The organism is Thermoanaerobacterium calidifontis, from assembly GCF_055381745.1.
In genome coordinates this window covers 2,448,856-2,464,781 of sequence record NZ_AP042436.1, presented here as the reverse complement: position 1 = coordinate 2,464,781, position 15,926 = coordinate 2,448,856, and the positions used below count along the sequence as shown (strand labels likewise).

The following is a 15,926-nucleotide window of genomic DNA, read 5'->3' as shown; positions in this document are numbered from 1 at the left end:
ATGTGCTATGAAAAGGCTAATTAAAACAATCACCGCGATTTCAATTTTATCCATCTTGATGTTTGCGTCTGCTTATGGTTCAACGGTTTATTCTGGAGTAAACAACGCAACAGCTACTTTTGAAAATATGTCTTACAATGATATAGATAATAGCTTTGCAAAAGGCGATATAATGAGGATGACAGCCTTGGCAGTCATAAGAGGCAATGGAAATGGACTTTATTACCCAACAAATTATTTAAAAAGAGAAGAAGCACTTGCAATGATATTAAGGCTTATGGGGAAAGAGAAAGATGTGCAAGTTGCTCAAAACAGCGCATCTGGTGGAGTGCCGGGTGCTGCTGGTACTACTTCCAGTGGTACGGTAGATAGCTGGGCGCAAGGTGTGATAACCGTTGCTAAAAATACAGGGCTTCTGTCAAAGCAGGAGCAGTCTTTGGATTTCACGAAAAATGCCACAAGGCAGGAGATAGCCAATTGGATCGCTAAAGGCATAAATCTGACGCCTGTCTATGGAAAAGACGCACAGTACGTCTATTCGTACAAAGATAGCAGCCTATTCGATGCAGACAAATTGCCGTACATAGAAGCGGCGATTGAGTCGAAAATAATGTCGGGGTACACAAATGGCTATTTTGGTCCAAATGATTATATCACGAGGGAACAGATGGCTGCTGTACTAAGCAGGGCTTTCAATGTCTCATATGCAATGATGGGTTACACGAAAGATATGGGGTACGTTGAAAGCGTACAAAAAGACAGCGTAAATGGCGGCACAAGGTATACTTACGAAATTAAAAATGACAGCGGACAAGATATTGCATTGGTTTCTGAAAACTCTCAAAGTGCAAATTACGACTTCGCAGTTTTGAAAAACGGTGTTGCAGGATTATCTTCATTAATCACAAGTGGCGACAGGATCACATATTACACAAATGGCAGCAATGTGGTATTTGCAGAGACAGAAAGCACGTCTTCATCGGTTTTAAGCGGTACCATCGATGCTGTTTGGCAGGGAAGCTTTAGGCTCATAGACGACAGTGGAAATAGCTATATAATATACTACAACAACAATACACAACTTACAATGAATTCGGTGGATGCATCTATAAGCGACTTAAAGTACGGGGAAACGGTTAAAGCGACTGTTTCAGGCAGCACAGCTATAAAAATAGATGTTGTGTACACCGATTTAAGCGGAAATGGTCAGGTCAATCTTGGTGATAGGCAAGACAGCGGAAAAATAGCCGATATAGAGACGAATAACGGCCAAGTTTCAATAACGTTGGACAATGGAAATACGTATACGGTAAATCCTGATATGCTTGTTGAAGGTGGAAGTGGGTCCCTAAGCGTAGGAGATTTGAAAGTCGGAGAGTATATAAAGCTTTATTTCAGCAGCATAAGTTCCAATACACCTGATGAGGTGTTTTTAGAAGGGGACTACAATAAAGCTGTTGCAGTCATAAGAGGGACCATATCAGGGGTTTCTGGATTTAACCCCAAAATACAGCTTAAAAATGTCCAAATATATAGGCAAGGCCAGTGGAATACATCATCTGACTATTCTATGTACAGCATTGATGGTGCGTCAGTCTACCTTAATGGTCTAAAGATACCTGTAAGCGATATTAGCAAGTACAAAGGATATGATGCATACATAATGGTGGAAGACCATTATGGCACAGATACTGCAACACTCGTATCTATACAAAATGGATTTAATATGAGCTACGTTGGCAACATATCGTACGATGGAAACACTTTGACAGTGACACTAAGTGACAATCGTCAGGTAAGCGTCAATGACGGCACTATCATACTGGATGATGGGCTTTTGGTGCCAAAAGACCAGTTGTCTAAGGTAAGCCAAGCTTATATTTCGTTTGCAAGAGGTGGCGGGGCAAACTTCATATCAATATTGGATACAAATGCTCCATCAGGATATTACTACGCTAAAGGAAATATTATAACTGTCACATCAGACTCCATAACGCTTGGCAACTACTACTATTACAGTGGCAATGATTACGGCGATGAATCTCTAAGCAACAACGAATGGGTTGCCAATGGGGACGAAACTTTTTATGTCGGTGATGAAACATATATTGTAGACAACACTGGTAACAGCCCTTCAAATGTACCGTACAGTCAATTTCTGAATCAGAAGTATAGCGGTTCTACGTATTATTCTGCGTACGTCGTTTCAAGTAACGGCAATGCAATAGCTGTAAACTTAAGGCCTTTAGTGAGTACAGACAGGGTGACTAAAGCAGTGTTAAGCAGCATTAATGGCAATGTCTTGACTTTGGACAATGTGATGGATTGGAATGGACTCAACAACAATTGGGAGCTTAATACGTCTTTAGACTCTATAGATGTCACTAAGGCAGTCATAGTTAAGAACAACAAAGTAATATCTGTCAATGACTTAAAGAGTGGCGACAGTCTTTACATAGTGAGAGATGGCGCTTCAGGGATAATAGTCACTGTACAGCAGTAAATGGGGAGATGCAGCATGAAGAAGATTATGATTATATTGATACTATTGTTTATGGCTATTCCAGTATACGCCTTTGCCAATGATGCCGGATATGAAGGCGGTATTGCCAATGAATATGAGTACAAAGAAGTAGTGTTTATAACAGGTAGCCCTGTCGTATTTGATGGAAAACTTACTGTATCACAGTCTACAAGATCTGGAACCACCACGTCAACGTATAGGTATCAATTGTCATCCAGTGATGGCGGTAAACTTACAAGGACATTGACATTTACTACTGTGGACACGCCAAAGGATCAGTACAATCAAGTGCAGTCAAACACCACTTTAAGCCGGTTTTCAGAGACCATAACAGAAGGCGGCAAAGTTTACAGGCTGTCATCTTATGATTTCAATGGCTCTGACATTAAATCGCTAAATCCGGGTGTAGATTATTTTGCAGGCAATTTTGCAGGCAGAAAGGTGTACACTCTAAACAATAACGGCGGAACAATAGTCGTGGATATAACTGACAAAACAGTAGGGTATAGCCACGCTTACGGCAGTGTAAAGACACAGCAGATTAATTACACGATAGAAGGTAGTACCGTCTCTAACAATACGAATATATCGTGGAGCGGTACTGCCGATGTGAATGTATCATTTACTGTAAGCTCTGACCTTCAATATGTGACAAACGATCCTAACTACATAAGCTTTAGAGGCGGCTATCTTTTAAGTCAGGCTGGACAAGACGTCATGACGTACACATACGATTTACCAGAGTTTGATGGAAGTGGTAATGTAATAGGAAGAAATACAGGATCAAGTAGCGCAAGCTTAGACGAAGTGCCGCAGGAAAAGCGGCTTGTGGTGCCGGATGTACGGGATATAAACGGCACATGGGGATATGACGACATATTGAAGCTTATGAGCATGGAGGTTTTCCCAAATACCTCAAAGTATTTTGGACCAAAACTTCCTATAACGAGGACTGATTTTACAGTTGCAGTTGCAAAAGCTATAAATTTGGCGCCGTACACTGTTCCAAAGACGATGGGGTATTCAAAGGCTAAAACTGCAGAAGTATCTCCATTTGTAGATGTATCTACTTCTGATAGCAATTACGGCTACATAAAAGCAGCAAGTCAAGCCGGGCTTATATCAGGAACTGCACCAAATCAGTTTAGCCCTGATAAGCCACTTACCAGAGCGGAAGCGGCAGTCATCTTCATAAGAGCATTAGGTCTTTCTAACCTTGCTCCATCAGGCAATTTCAATACAGGCTTTAGAGATGATAGCAGCATTCCATCATGGGCTAAAAGGGACATTTACGTTGCAAATGAGATTGGATTATTAGAAGGCGATAACTACGGCAACATTGATGCCAATGACACATTGACAAGGGAAGAAGCGGCAGCCATGATATCCCGCATGATAGATTTTATGATGAAAGATCTGACGGTCGATTATGTACAAAAGGTTATAAATTACTGATTCATAAATTTTCACCCCGTAGCATATACTTTATTAGCCTGTTTTTAAGGAGGATATGATGAAGCATATTGCGTACGGGGTTATTTTAATTGTTTTTGCGACTATTTTACTGCCAACTGTAATCGTCATAGGATTGGCTCCTGCAAGAAGTGTTGTGTCCAATGGAAGTACTGTCAGGCTTATAAATAGTGGAGGGCTTAAAGATTTAAAAACCAATGTAGAAGAAGCGCCTGCAGATTACAATACGATTAATGTGTTTGTGGTAGATGAAAACAAAAATGTAAAGATGAATTTGGAAGATTACCTTGTAGGTGTTGTAGCAGCAGAAATGCCTGCAGATTTTGAACTGGAAGCTTTAAAGGCACAGGCAGTTGCTGCAAGGACGTATGCTCTTTCAAAGGAAATAGCTTTAGGCGGTAAAGGTTGCGATCTTCATCCAGGCAGTGATATATGCACAGATTCAAAACACTGTCAAGCATGGATATCAGATGATGTAATGAAATCCCGCTGGGGTGACAATTATAATTTATACCACGACAAGATAGTAAAAGCGGTAAATGACACAAAAGGCCTTGTGATAGTGTACAATGATGTGCTTATAGATCCTGTATACCATGCCATAAGCGGTGGTGAGACGGAAGATGCCATTAACGTGTGGAAGGAGAACCTTCCTTACCTAAAAAGCGTGCCATCTCCAGGGGAAGAAGTAGCCCAGAAATTTAAGACGACTGTGACAGTATCATCAGAAGAATTTGTAAACCGCATAAAGAGCAAAGCGCCTAAAGCTAATATAACCACAAAAAACGTATTAGGATACATAAAAAACATAAAAAGGACTGAAGCAGGGCACGTCTTGTCTTTAAACATAGGCGGTGTAGATTTTACAGGGACAGACATACAAGATCTATTTCAATTAAATTCTACCAACTTCAGCTTTAGCATGAAAGGAAGCAATGTGGTGATAAATGTGATTGGATATGGACATGGTGTAGGTATGAGCCAATATGGTGCAAATGCAATGGCGAAAGACGGAAAAAGCTTTGAAGACATATTGAAGCACTACTATACGGGTGTAGAAATAATGAAAATAGATGATCTTTTAAAACTGAAAAATGGAAAAGCCTGAGTCCAGATAAATGCTGAGAAACCTCCTTTGGTATAAATTAAATTATATTGGTTAAAATACCAAAAGGAGGTGAATTTTTATGAAGATAAATAGAGACGATTTGGCAAGGTTCTTTGACAGAAAAGGATTTTACTTGATTTTGTTTTTGTGCATAGTTGTAGTAGCAGTTACTGCTGTCTACGTTACAGACAATAACTTAAAGAAGATGGCAGAGCTTAGTACAACGCAAAATGCTGTGAAGACAGATTTGGGAACAAAGAATACTGTTTCAGAGCAACCTACTACCAAGAATAATAGCACGGCAAAAGAAGAAAATAAAGTGAAAGTTGAAAGCACAAATTCCACCAGTGCATCATCGCCTGTGAAAACTAATGTATCAAGTACAGCACAGAAGGCAGTGGAAGAAAAAGTTCAACCAAATAATGCTGTAAATACCATGTCAAATATCAATACCGCAAGTAATAATTCAAAGAGTGAAAGCAGCACTATCTTCTCGCTGATAAAACCAGTCAATGGCGATGTGATTATGGAATTTGCTGTGACAAAGCTTACATATTCAAAAACCCTCGATGAATGGACTACACACAAAGGGGTAGATTTAAAAGCTGATTTAGGCACTGATGTCGTAGCAGCAATGAGCGGTGTTGTGACAAAGGTGTACAACGATAGTAGGCTTGGAAATACTGTAGAGATAAAAAACGGTTCGTATATAACTCGCTACAGCAATCTTGAGGATAACGTCAATGTAAAAGTGGGACAGGCAGTACAACAAGGAAGTGTCATAGGTAAAGTTGGAAATACGGCTAAGTTTGAAATTGCAGAAGATCCGCATGTCCACTTTGAGCTACTGAAAGATGGAAATTATATAGACCCTATGCAATACTTCAACAAATAAAACAGTGCGTTTGTCATCATGATAACAGGGAAAAACCCTGTTATTTTTTTGCATTGAAGCTTGTCATTTTATTCTATTGATACAATCCCCGCATATAAATATATTGAAAGGTCTATACTTAAGGGGGTTTTTGTATTGAAGGATTATATCGAAGAGAGGACATTGGAGATAGGAAAATATATAATAAAGAACAAATCGACTGTAAGAGAAGCTGCAAAAGTTTTTGGTGTCAGCAAAAGCACAGTCCATAAAGATGTAACGGAAAGACTTGAGAATATAAATCCTAAGCTCTACAAAGAAGTTAAAGAAGTATTGGAGAAAAATAAGGCTGAAAGACATATAAGAGGCGGTAATGCCACTAAAATAAAGTACAAATCCGCTAAATAAAAATTTAATATTAAAAAGAGGAATTATGAAATATTTGTCGAATTTATTTATTAAATATTTATTTTTAAGTGTCGATAAAGAATATGGATGCCAATACAATGTCGAAAAACAGAAGAAAGGTGTGTTTAGATGTTTGCTTTATCAAAAGATATTGGAATTGACCTCGGCACGGCATCTGTACTTGTCTATATGAAGGATGAGGGGATCGTTTTAAACGAGCCATCTGTTGTAGCCATCGATAGAAATACAGGCAAAGTACTTGCAATAGGCGATGAGGCAAAAAGAATGGTAGGCAGGACGCCGGGGGATATAATAGCTGTCAGGCCAATGAGTGCTGGAGTGATTTCAGATTATGACATAACTGAAAAAATGCTGAGATACTTCATTCAAAAGGCTTGCGGCGGGGGAATTATAATGAGGCCCAGAATAATGATCTGCATACCCAGCGAGGTGACGCAGGTTCAAAAAAGGGCTGTCATAGATGCTGCAGTACATGCAGGTGCCAGGAGAGCTTTTTTGATTGAAGAGCCTATAGCTGCAGCTATAGGGGCAGGTCTTGACATAGAGAAGCCGTGTGGCAATATGGTAGTAGATATTGGGGGAGGCACCACTGATGTTGCCGTCATTTCTTTAGGTAACGCAGTGGTGTCTAAAAGCATCAAAGTTGCAGGAAATAACTTTGACAGCGCTATAATAAAGTACATAAGGAAAAAGTACAACATCATCATAGGAGATAGGACTGCTGAGGAAATAAAGATAAACATAGGTTCTGCCATTAAAAAAGAAAAAGAAGAGTACATGACTGTAAAGGGAAGGAGCCTTATATCGGGGCTGCCGAAAAGCTTCGACGTAAGCTCAGATGAGGTTGCGGAAGCACTGGAAGAGCCATTGGCTGATATTGTTGATTTGGTTCACAGCGTATTGGAAAAAACTCCGCCAGAATTAGCAGCAGACATATGCGATAGAGGCATAGTGCTTACTGGTGGTGGTTCGCTGTTGCATGGGCTTGACAAATTGCTGGAGGAAAAGATGGACGTGCCAGTTATACTGGCAAATGATCCAATATCATGTGTGGCTTTAGGGACGGGAAAGGCATTGGAGTCTTTGCCATTTATGGAAGACCACGAAACCGTCATTGACGCTTTTAAAATCAAGTAAGAAGGTGTTTATATGTTAAGAGGTTTATACACAGCATCATCTGGAATGATAGCACAGCAGAAGATAGTAGATGTGCTTTCAAATAACATAGCAAATGTAAATACCACAGGCTACAAAAAGGACACTGTGACGACGATGGCTTTTCCTGATTATATGGTTACAAGAAATGGTGGCGACAATGTACCCTACAATGGCAACATTGGCACGATGGATTACGGTGTTTTAGTTGAGACATTTAACACCAATTTCTCTGAAGGGGATATTGAAAAGACCGATGGGAAGCTGGATTTTGCATTAGATGGTTCTGGATTTTTTACTGTAAGCACGCCAAATGGCGTAAGGTACACGAGAGATGGCTCGTTTACTTTAAATAGCAATGGATATCTTGTGACGAAAGATGGTTATTACGTTTTAGGCCAAAATGGCCCTATACAGCTTAGCAACGGAGATATATCTGTCGATGAATCAGGAAACATAAGCGTAAATGGACAAACTGTCGATAAGTTAAACATAGTAGATTTTGCAAATTACAATACACTCAGAAAAGAAGGCAATAACCTGTTTTTTACGACAGGTGGACAAGCTGCACCTGCGACTTCAAAAGTTAAGCAAGGTTACTTAGAGGGTTCAAACGTAAATCCAGTAGATGAGATGGTGACAATGATAAGCGCAATGAGGACTTATGAGGCAAACCAAAAGTCAGTGTCTGCATTTGATGAAACACTTGATAAAAGCGTAAATGAAGTTGGAAAAGTATAAAAAGAGGTGGTATAAGTGATAAGAGCATTGTGGTCTGCTGCATCAGGCATGAATGCGCAGCAGCTTAATGTTGATGTGATTTCAAACAACCTTGCAAATGTAAATACGACTGCATTTAAGAGGGATAGGGCGGAATTTCAGGACCTCATATATCAGACGCTTCAGACAGAAGACGTAAATGGCGGGCAAGGAAAGCCTGTAAACATGCAGGTAGGTGTTGGCGTAAGGCCGTCTGCCATTGTCAAAGACTTTAGCGAAGGAAGCTTGCAGGAGACAGATAATCCTTTAGATGTGGCGTTGGATGGAGAAGGATTTTTCGCGGTATTAGGCCCTGATGGAAATACGTACTACACGAGGGATGGAAGCTTTAAGTTAAGCGTAGATCAAAACACAGCAACTTTGACAACTGCTAATGGCTATCCTGTTTTAGATGATGGAGGAAATCCGATAACATTCGATAGTACCCAAAAGGATATATCAATATCTCCCTTAGGAGTAATATCTGTGAAAAACCCTGATGGGACTCAGCAGGATGTAGCGACTTTGGGAATCTATAATTTTCAAAATCCAGATGGGCTGTTGGATAAAGGCGACAACCTTTATGAAGCAACAGCCGCATCTGGAGATCCTGGCACGAGAGATGATTTTCAGGGCAGAATGGGAAACGTCCGCCAAGGATTTTTGGAGACTTCAAATGTGCAAGTGGTAAATGAGATGGTAAACATGATAGCAGCTCAAAGGGCTTATGAACTAAATTCAAAGGCCATTCAGGCGGCAGACGACATGCTTGGCATTGCCAATAATTTAAGGAGATAAATTTTCATTTGGGGGAAATCTTAGATGAACATAGATCCTGTAAGCAGCATAAATGAAGTAAATCAGGTAAACCAGCTTAATGTCAACACTAATACTGGTGATTTTCAAAAGGCGATACAAGATGCCTTAAACAATAAGGATAAGCAAAAGTTGAAAGAGGCATGTATCGACTTGGAAGCCGTATTTGTAAACCAAATGCTTACTGAGATGAGAAACACGATACCAAAGGACCCGCTGACTGGTGATGACTTTGCTACAGATGTGTTTACTACAATGATGTACGACAACTATGCAAAGTCAATAGCGCAAAACTCAGGGATCGGATTGGCAGATGAAATGTACAACCAATTGTCAAAGAAGATATGAAACCGTAACCGCTCTAAGCTTGCAGGGCGGTTATTTTTTTAACTGTGCAATTTTCATATTTTCATCCTATATGGTATAATCATAGTAAAAAGCAAAATTAGGAGTGGATTAGATGATAGATAATAAAGAAATCAGGGAGGTCATACCCCACAGGTATCCGTTTTTGATGATTGATAAAGTGTTGGAGATTGAAGATGGTAAAAAAGCCGTAGGCATAAAAAACGTATCTGCAAATGAACCTTATTTTCAAGGGCATTTTCCGGGAAACCCCATTATGCCGGGGGTTTTGATTGTAGAGGCTATGGCGCAGCTTGGTGGAATAACCGTTATGCACGGGAAAGACAATAATAACATGATAGGGCTTTTTACAGGCATCAATAAGTGCAAATTCAAAAGAGTAGTAGTGCCTGGAGATCAGTTAAAGATAGAAGTTGAGATAATCTCGTCAAAATTAAATCTCATAAAGGCGAAAGGCGTTGCAACGGTGGATGGTGACTTAGCAGCCGAAGCTGAGATATCGTTTATGCTGGTGGAGAAAAATTAAATTGAAGGTGCGTTAAATGTCAACAGTCAAAAAAACTGCTAAAGCTGCAGGGCTTGTGATGGCTATAACATTGATAAGCAAAATAACTGGCTTTTTGAGAGAGGTAGTCATAGGATCAAAATTTGGTACAACAAAATACGTAGATGCTTACAATATGGCTCAGAACATACCGATGGTTTTGTTTGCTGCAATTGCGGCATCTATCGGTACTACAGTCATACCCCTTTTTTCCGAATACCTTACAAAGAAAGGAAAGGACAAGGCTTTTGACTTTATAAACAACCTTTTAAATGCTTTGATTTTATTGACAGTTATCTTTGCGTCAGTAGGCATAGTGATGGCGCCGATTTTAGTCAAAATAATGGCACCGGGATTTAAAGGTGATGTCTACCACGCTACATTGAAGCTTACGATGATTTTGATGCCTGTGATGGTATTTGTGTTAGTGTCAAATATCATAACAGGTGTTTTGCAATCACTTGACCATTTTTCTGTACCTGCAATGATAGGCATACCGTACAACATCATCATAATAGGTGTAGCACTTTTATACGGGGCTAAATACGGCATATATGGTGTAGCTGTGGCAACTGTGGCAGGTTCTGTCATTCAGGTTATAATGCAGCTTCCGGTCCTTTACAAGTTTGGCTTTAGGTACAGATTTGTGCTGGATTTGAAAGATGAAGGGGTAAAAAGAGTAATCATATTGGCAATGCCTGTTCTCATTGGAACATCAATACAAGTCATAAACACCTACGTTGACAGGATGATAGCGTCATACTTGCCATCAGGCAGCATTGCAGCCTTAAACTATGCAAATAGGCTTATAGGTTTTGACATATTTTCGATGGCAATAGCAATTGTAATATATCCGATGCTCTCAAAGCACTTTGCGGCTAACAACGTAGATGAGTTTAAAAAAGGCATAAAAATAGCAGTTAAAGCAATACTCTACATCATGATTCCAGTAACGGTAGGTGCTATAATATTTAGGTACCCTATTATAAGGATCTTGTTTGAGAGAGGGGCCTTTAACGAAAGATCAACTTATCTTACATCAATAGCCTTCATGTTTTTAAGTTTAGGTATGACAGCCAATGGGCTTAGAAATGTTCTAAGCAGAGGCTTTTATTCTTTAAAAGATACCAAGACGCCGATGGTAAATGGTGCAATTGCTGTTTTAGTGAATATAGGACTTAATCTCATCATCGTAAGGTACCTTGGATTAGGAGGACTTGCATTGTCTACGTCCATTGCAGCAACTTTAGCATCATTGATGCTTATGTATTCTTTAAAGAAGAAAATAGGCACTATCGGTGGGCGTGAAATTTTAGCTTCGTTTTTAAAGTCCATTATAGGCTCTGCTATAATGGGAGGATTTGCATATTTGACATTCAATCTTGTTATGAGACATTTGCCGGATACAAAAATTTACGAAGCTGTATCATTGGGAGCTGCCATTTTTGCAGGTTTTGTCGTCTATCTTGCAATTATAATGTTATCGGACAACTCCATGTTAGGCTATGTGAGAAAAGGGGCAAAAATGTTAAAAGGAAAATTAGCTGGTGATTAAAGGAGTGGTTTTACATGAAATCAAAGGTATACTATTACAACATGAGGTCTTTAAAGCCGTCAGGAAGTATCACATCAAAAGTATCAAGGCTTTTTGATGTAGCAGGATTTAAAAGCATTTTTAAAAAGGATGATTTGGTGGCGATAAAACTCCATTTTGGAGAAAGAGGAAATAATGCATACATAAATCCCATATTTGTAAGGCAAGTGGTAGACAAGGTTAAGGCCAACGGCGGTAAACCGTTTTTGACTGATTCTAATACACTTTACAAGGGAAGCCGCTCCAATGCAGTAGACCATTTGATTACAGCCATAGAAAATGGCTTTGCTTACGCTGTTGTCAATGCACCACTTATAATAGCGGATGGCTTGTTGAGCAAAGATGCAGATGAAGTAGAGATAAACAAGAAGCACTTTAAGACGGTAAAAATTTCGTCTAACATAGTCAATGCCAATTCCATGATCGTGCTTTCGCATTTTAAAGCGCATGAGATTGCTGGATTTGGAGGTGCTATAAAAAACCTTGCGATGGGATGTGCACCAAGGGCAGGAAAGCAGCAGCAGCATTCTACAGTAAGCCCAAAAGTAGGCAAAAAATGCACCGCCTGTCAAACTTGCATCAAAAATTGCCCGGAAGACGCTATATCACTAGTAGATGGCAAGGCTTACATAGATCCTGAAAAATGCATCGGATGTGGAGAATGTATTACAATGTGCCAGTACGACGCCATAAATCCACAATGGGGAACAGACATGGATGAGTTTGTGGAGAGGATGACGGAGTACGCCTATGGAGCCTATATGAATAAAAAAGGCAAAATAGCCTTTATGAACTTTGTAATGAATGTGACGCCATTGTGTGACTGCACACCGTGGAGCGATGCACCTATTGTACAGGATATAGGAATATTGGCGTCATTTGACCCTGTTGCAATAGATAAAGCCAGCTTTGACCTTGTAAACAGGCAAGCAGGAAATCCACATTCTGCATTAGGAGATGTAGGCAGAGGGCTTAATGAAGGTGATGACAAATTTGCCGCTATTCATCCTGAGACGAGAGGAGACATACAATTTAAGTACGGTGAAGAGCTTGGAATGGGTACCACAGATTATGAGCTGGTAGAATTAAAATAATGCAGATTTTCTGCATTATTTTTTTAAAAAAGTAAACAAATTTGTATACGATTATAGTATAATGTATATATAAGGTTAAAAAGGGAGAGGTCAATGATGGAAAAGTACATTATTATAATACCGGTTGCAGGGGTGCTGACGGTAGCATTGCTTTTTTTAATAATGCTTTCAATGATCAAGTTTTCTGACAAGTACATAAATAAAAAAGAAGAAAAAAAGAAAAAGGCAAGTTGAATTGAGGACAGTGATGTCCTTTTTTTATACAATAATAATATAGAAAGGTTTGATTAAGGTGAATATAGGATTTAAAAGAAATGAAATAGATGGCGTCGTTTTTTACACGATACCCGCATTTGAAAATACAGGAAAAGTGAAACATCTTTTTTCCACAAGAATAGGTGGTGTAAGTGGTGGGCCTTACAGCTCTCTTAACTTAAGCCTTACAAGGTATGATGACAAAGAAAGCGTGTACGAAAATTTTAGGCGTATATGCCACGTTGCAAATATCAGCTACAATGATATGGTGTTTTCAAATCAAGTCCATTCAGATGGCATTAGAATTGTCAATGAATCTGACAAAGGTAAAAACTTTGGGGAAAGCGATATAAAAAACGCAGATGCTTTGATGACCAATGAAAGAGGCATACCAATTGTGACATTTTATGCTGACTGCACACCCCTTTATTTCTTAGATCCTGTAAAAAATGTCATAGCATTAGCACACGCTGGCTGGAGAGGCACAGTGAAAGAGATTGGCCCTAAAACGGTTGAGAAAATGGTAAGTGCTTTTGGCTCTGATAAAAAAGACATACTTGCTGCGGTAGGTCCAGCCATAGGCGTTTGCTGTTATGAAGTAGGGAAAGATGTGGCAGATGAAATATCAAAATTAAATATCAATGTAGCTGACGTATTGATAGATAAAGGCGATGGAAAGTGGATGCTAAACCTTGAGATGACAAACTATTATGAGCTTATAAATTGTGGGATAAAAGATGAAAACATAACAATATCAGGTCTTTGCACATCCTGCAATATTGACGAGTTTTACTCCTATAGGAGAGATAAAGGCGTAACCGGCAGCATGGCAGCGTTTATGGAATTAATATGAGAAAAAATACAAAAAACGCTTAAGATTATTGTTAAAATAGCCGATAAACAATCTATGAGCAAAATTAATACATGAGGTGATAAGGCAGTGAAAAGCATAAGGATCAAGATTTTCTCATTAGTTACCCTGTTTATCGTCGTACCGCTTCTTATTACAGGCTATTTTTCTGTAAATGAAGCGCAGACAATTTTAAAAAGCAGAATAGACAAATCAAATCAAGCGGCTCTTTCAGTGCTTGACAATTACGTTGGGATGGTGAAGCAAAACGCAGAGATTTCACTTAACGATATTGCCAATTCCAGCGACCTTAAAAACTACATAAAAACCGGCGATTCAAGCAGTTTGTTGGATAAATTAAAAGGTGTAGAAGACAACAATTCGATCATATTGAACGCTTATTTTACAGCTAAAGACGGCAAGACCATCATCTACCCTGTTCAAGATGTTAGCGGTGTAGATCTCACTAAAAGGCCTTGGTATCAAGCTGCTTTAGATGCAGGAGGTGCTATCGCTTCAACTGAGCCTTACAAGGACATCCTGTCTGGCAAACCTGAGATAACCATGTCGAAAGCCATATTTGATGAAAACCAAAACTTAGCAGGCGTTGTAGGAATAGACATAGACCTATCGAAGCTTTCGGATGCCATAAGCAGTATAAAGATAGGAAATTCAGGATACTTTTATCTTATGACAAGTGACGGCACTGTCATATCGCATCCAGATAAAACCATGATGTTTACAAAGATGACGAAGTACAGCTTTGGCAAACAGCTTTTGTCTCTTAATAATAAGACGATGGAGTACACTTTTAACAATCAGTTGAAGTTTGCCAGCGTCAAGAAGCTAAGCGCATTTGGATGGATCGGCGTCGTTTCTACGACTATTCAGGAGCTAAGTGTTGATACAAGCTCCATAAGGAATACGATGATCACTGTGATGATTATCTGTCTCATATTTGGGCTGCTGTTGGCTTTCGTATTTATTTCCACTTTGACAGGTGGCATCAGGAAAATATCAAAGACGATGGAGAAAGCGTCAAAAGGCGAGCTTGTGCTTAGCACTGATATAAAATCAAGAGATGAAGTAGGACTGCTTTCTAAGAGTTACAATGACATGATTGAAGGAATACGGTCATTGGTCATAAAGATAAAAAATGTGGCTGAATCTGTAAACAACATTTCAAATAACATTGCATCGTCATCAGAGCAAGTTTCGTCGACAATGCAGGATGTGGCCAGGGCAATAGAGCAGATAGCTGAAGGTTCATCGAATCAAGCTGAAAGCGCTCAAAGCAGCGCTAAAGCAACGTTGGAGCTTGGAAAGCTTATAGATACGGCTATGAATGATTCCAACAATATTTTGGACGAAGTCACAAACATAAACATGATTTCGGAAAGCAGCAATGAAATAATTGAAAGCCTTTTAGCTAAGACGCAGCAAAGCATCGAATCTAACAACAAAGTAAGAGAATCTACCCTTTTCTTGAGGGATAAGTCAAACCAGATAGGAAAGATAGTTGATACAATAAGGCAGATAGCGGATCAGACCAATTTATTGTCTTTAAATGCAGCAATAGAAGCTGCAAGGGCTGGAGAGGCTGGAAAAGGCTTTGCAGTCGTTGCTGACGAAGTGAGAAAATTGGCTGATGAGTCAAGTATTGCGGCTAAAAGCATATCAGAGCTTATATCTGAGATACAAAATGATATAAATGAAACGGTGGCAACGGTGGAAAATGCCAATAACATCGTCATGGAGCAAAGCAATTCTGTCAATAACACGAAAGAAATATTTGAAGGCATAATACAAGCCTTGAAGTTTGTAACAGACATGATAAACAGCCTAAATGACTCCTTAAAAGAGATAGAAGCCAATAAGAACAAGATCGTTGATGCTGTGCAGGATATAGCCGCTGTATCGGAGGAAACTGCGGCGTCTACCGAGGAGATTTCTGCATCGTCACAAGAGCAGACAGCTATAATTGAGGAGCTTTCAAGTACGGCAAATGAGCTTAAAATGTATGCACAAGAGCTTATGGAATCGCTTAAGATGTTTAAAATTTAAAATAGAGTAAGTATAAAAAAG

The 15,926-nt window shown here is 39.4% G+C and carries 15 protein-coding genes; all 15 read left to right on the top strand.

The features are described 5' to 3' along the window. The first annotated feature begins 7 nt into the window (after nucleotides 1-7). Nucleotides 8-2,503 (top strand): S-layer homology domain-containing protein, encoded by a 2,496-nt coding sequence (locus ACZ42G_RS12770; RefSeq protein WP_464850707.1) that lies wholly within the window; start codon nucleotides 8-10, stop codon nucleotides 2,501-2,503. A gap of 15 nt (nucleotides 2,504-2,518) precedes the next feature. Then, complete coding sequence (locus ACZ42G_RS12765) at nucleotides 2,519-3,979, top strand: S-layer homology domain-containing protein (protein WP_464850706.1); 1,461 nt, start codon at nucleotides 2,519-2,521, stop codon at nucleotides 3,977-3,979. Between the two features lie 58 nt (nucleotides 3,980-4,037). After that, a complete protein-coding gene (gene spoIID / locus ACZ42G_RS12760) occupies nucleotides 4,038-5,105 on the top strand; it encodes a stage II sporulation protein D (protein ID WP_464852174.1) in 1,068 nt (355 codons plus the stop codon). 79 nt (nucleotides 5,106-5,184) lie between these two features. After that, a complete protein-coding gene (locus ACZ42G_RS12755) occupies nucleotides 5,185-6,000 on the top strand; it encodes a peptidoglycan DD-metalloendopeptidase family protein (RefSeq protein WP_464850705.1) in 816 nt (271 codons plus the stop codon). Between the two features lie 135 nt (nucleotides 6,001-6,135). Next, nucleotides 6,136-6,387 carry a sporulation transcriptional regulator SpoIIID gene (spoIIID, locus tag ACZ42G_RS12750; protein WP_014757250.1) on the top strand — a complete coding sequence of 84 codons (252 nt, stop codon included), beginning with the start codon at nucleotides 6,136-6,138 and terminating at the stop codon, nucleotides 6,385-6,387. A gap of 129 nt (nucleotides 6,388-6,516) precedes the next feature. Then, nucleotides 6,517-7,545 (top strand): rod shape-determining protein MreB, encoded by a 1,029-nt coding sequence (gene mreB, locus ACZ42G_RS12745; RefSeq protein WP_464850704.1) that lies wholly within the window; start codon nucleotides 6,517-6,519, stop codon nucleotides 7,543-7,545. Nucleotides 7,546-7,557: 12 nt separating this feature from the next. Continuing rightward, on the top strand, nucleotides 7,558-8,304 hold the full coding sequence (gene flgF, locus ACZ42G_RS12740) for a flagellar basal-body rod protein FlgF (RefSeq protein ID WP_464850702.1): 747 nt from the start codon (nucleotides 7,558-7,560) through the stop codon (nucleotides 8,302-8,304). Between the two features lie 15 nt (nucleotides 8,305-8,319). Continuing rightward, the gene (flgG, locus tag ACZ42G_RS12735; RefSeq protein WP_464850700.1) at nucleotides 8,320-9,120 is read left to right on the top strand and encodes a flagellar basal-body rod protein FlgG; all 801 of its coding nucleotides are present in this window, start codon (nucleotides 8,320-8,322) and stop codon (nucleotides 9,118-9,120) included. A gap of 24 nt (nucleotides 9,121-9,144) precedes the next feature. Then, nucleotides 9,145-9,486 carry a rod-binding protein gene (locus ACZ42G_RS12730; protein WP_274893536.1) on the top strand — a complete coding sequence of 114 codons (342 nt, stop codon included), beginning with the start codon at nucleotides 9,145-9,147 and terminating at the stop codon, nucleotides 9,484-9,486. A 115-nt stretch (nucleotides 9,487-9,601) separates the two neighbouring features. Then, the gene (gene fabZ, locus ACZ42G_RS12725; protein ID WP_274894083.1) at nucleotides 9,602-10,030 is read left to right on the top strand and encodes a 3-hydroxyacyl-ACP dehydratase FabZ; all 429 of its coding nucleotides are present in this window, start codon (nucleotides 9,602-9,604) and stop codon (nucleotides 10,028-10,030) included. A gap of 16 nt (nucleotides 10,031-10,046) precedes the next feature. Beyond that, on the top strand, nucleotides 10,047-11,603 hold the full coding sequence (gene murJ, locus ACZ42G_RS12720; protein WP_464850699.1) for a murein biosynthesis integral membrane protein MurJ: 1,557 nt from the start codon (nucleotides 10,047-10,049) through the stop codon (nucleotides 11,601-11,603). 14 nt (nucleotides 11,604-11,617) lie between these two features. Then, on the top strand, nucleotides 11,618-12,736 hold the full coding sequence (locus ACZ42G_RS12715) for a DUF362 domain-containing protein (protein ID WP_274893533.1): 1,119 nt from the start codon (nucleotides 11,618-11,620) through the stop codon (nucleotides 12,734-12,736). A 96-nt stretch (nucleotides 12,737-12,832) separates the two neighbouring features. Further along, nucleotides 12,833-12,970 carry a hypothetical protein gene (locus ACZ42G_RS12710; RefSeq protein WP_168170199.1) on the top strand — a complete coding sequence of 46 codons (138 nt, stop codon included), beginning with the start codon at nucleotides 12,833-12,835 and terminating at the stop codon, nucleotides 12,968-12,970. 58 nt (nucleotides 12,971-13,028) lie between these two features. Beyond that, nucleotides 13,029-13,844: a peptidoglycan editing factor PgeF gene (gene pgeF, locus ACZ42G_RS12705; RefSeq protein ID WP_464850698.1), complete on the top strand. Its 816-nt coding sequence runs from the start codon at nucleotides 13,029-13,031 to the stop codon at nucleotides 13,842-13,844. An 87-nt stretch (nucleotides 13,845-13,931) separates the two neighbouring features. Further along, nucleotides 13,932-15,905: a methyl-accepting chemotaxis protein gene (locus ACZ42G_RS12700; protein WP_464850697.1), complete on the top strand. Its 1,974-nt coding sequence runs from the start codon at nucleotides 13,932-13,934 to the stop codon at nucleotides 15,903-15,905. Nucleotides 15,906-15,926: the final 21 nt, after the last annotated feature.

Bases quoted from the DNA above. Each gene is read 5' to 3' on its own strand.
- ACZ42G_RS12770 (WP_464850707.1), top strand. From the start codon at position 8: ATGAAAAGGCTAATTAAAACAATCACCGCGATTTCAATTTTATCCATC.
- ACZ42G_RS12765 (WP_464850706.1), top strand. From the start codon at position 2,519: ATGAAGAAGATTATGATTATATTGATACTATTGTTTATGGCTATTCCA.
- spoIID (WP_464852174.1), top strand. From the start codon at position 4,038: ATGAAGCATATTGCGTACGGGGTTATTTTAATTGTTTTTGCGACTATT.
- ACZ42G_RS12755 (WP_464850705.1), top strand. From the start codon at position 5,185: ATGAAGATAAATAGAGACGATTTGGCAAGGTTCTTTGACAGAAAAGGA.
- mreB (WP_464850704.1), top strand. From the start codon at position 6,517: ATGTTTGCTTTATCAAAAGATATTGGAATTGACCTCGGCACGGCATCT.
- flgF (WP_464850702.1), top strand. From the start codon at position 7,558: ATGTTAAGAGGTTTATACACAGCATCATCTGGAATGATAGCACAGCAG.
- ACZ42G_RS12730 (WP_274893536.1), top strand. From the start codon at position 9,145: ATGAACATAGATCCTGTAAGCAGCATAAATGAAGTAAATCAGGTAAAC.
- murJ (WP_464850699.1), top strand. From the start codon at position 10,047: ATGTCAACAGTCAAAAAAACTGCTAAAGCTGCAGGGCTTGTGATGGCT.
- ACZ42G_RS12715 (WP_274893533.1), top strand. From the start codon at position 11,618: ATGAAATCAAAGGTATACTATTACAACATGAGGTCTTTAAAGCCGTCA.
- ACZ42G_RS12710 (WP_168170199.1), top strand. From the start codon at position 12,833: ATGGAAAAGTACATTATTATAATACCGGTTGCAGGGGTGCTGACGGTA.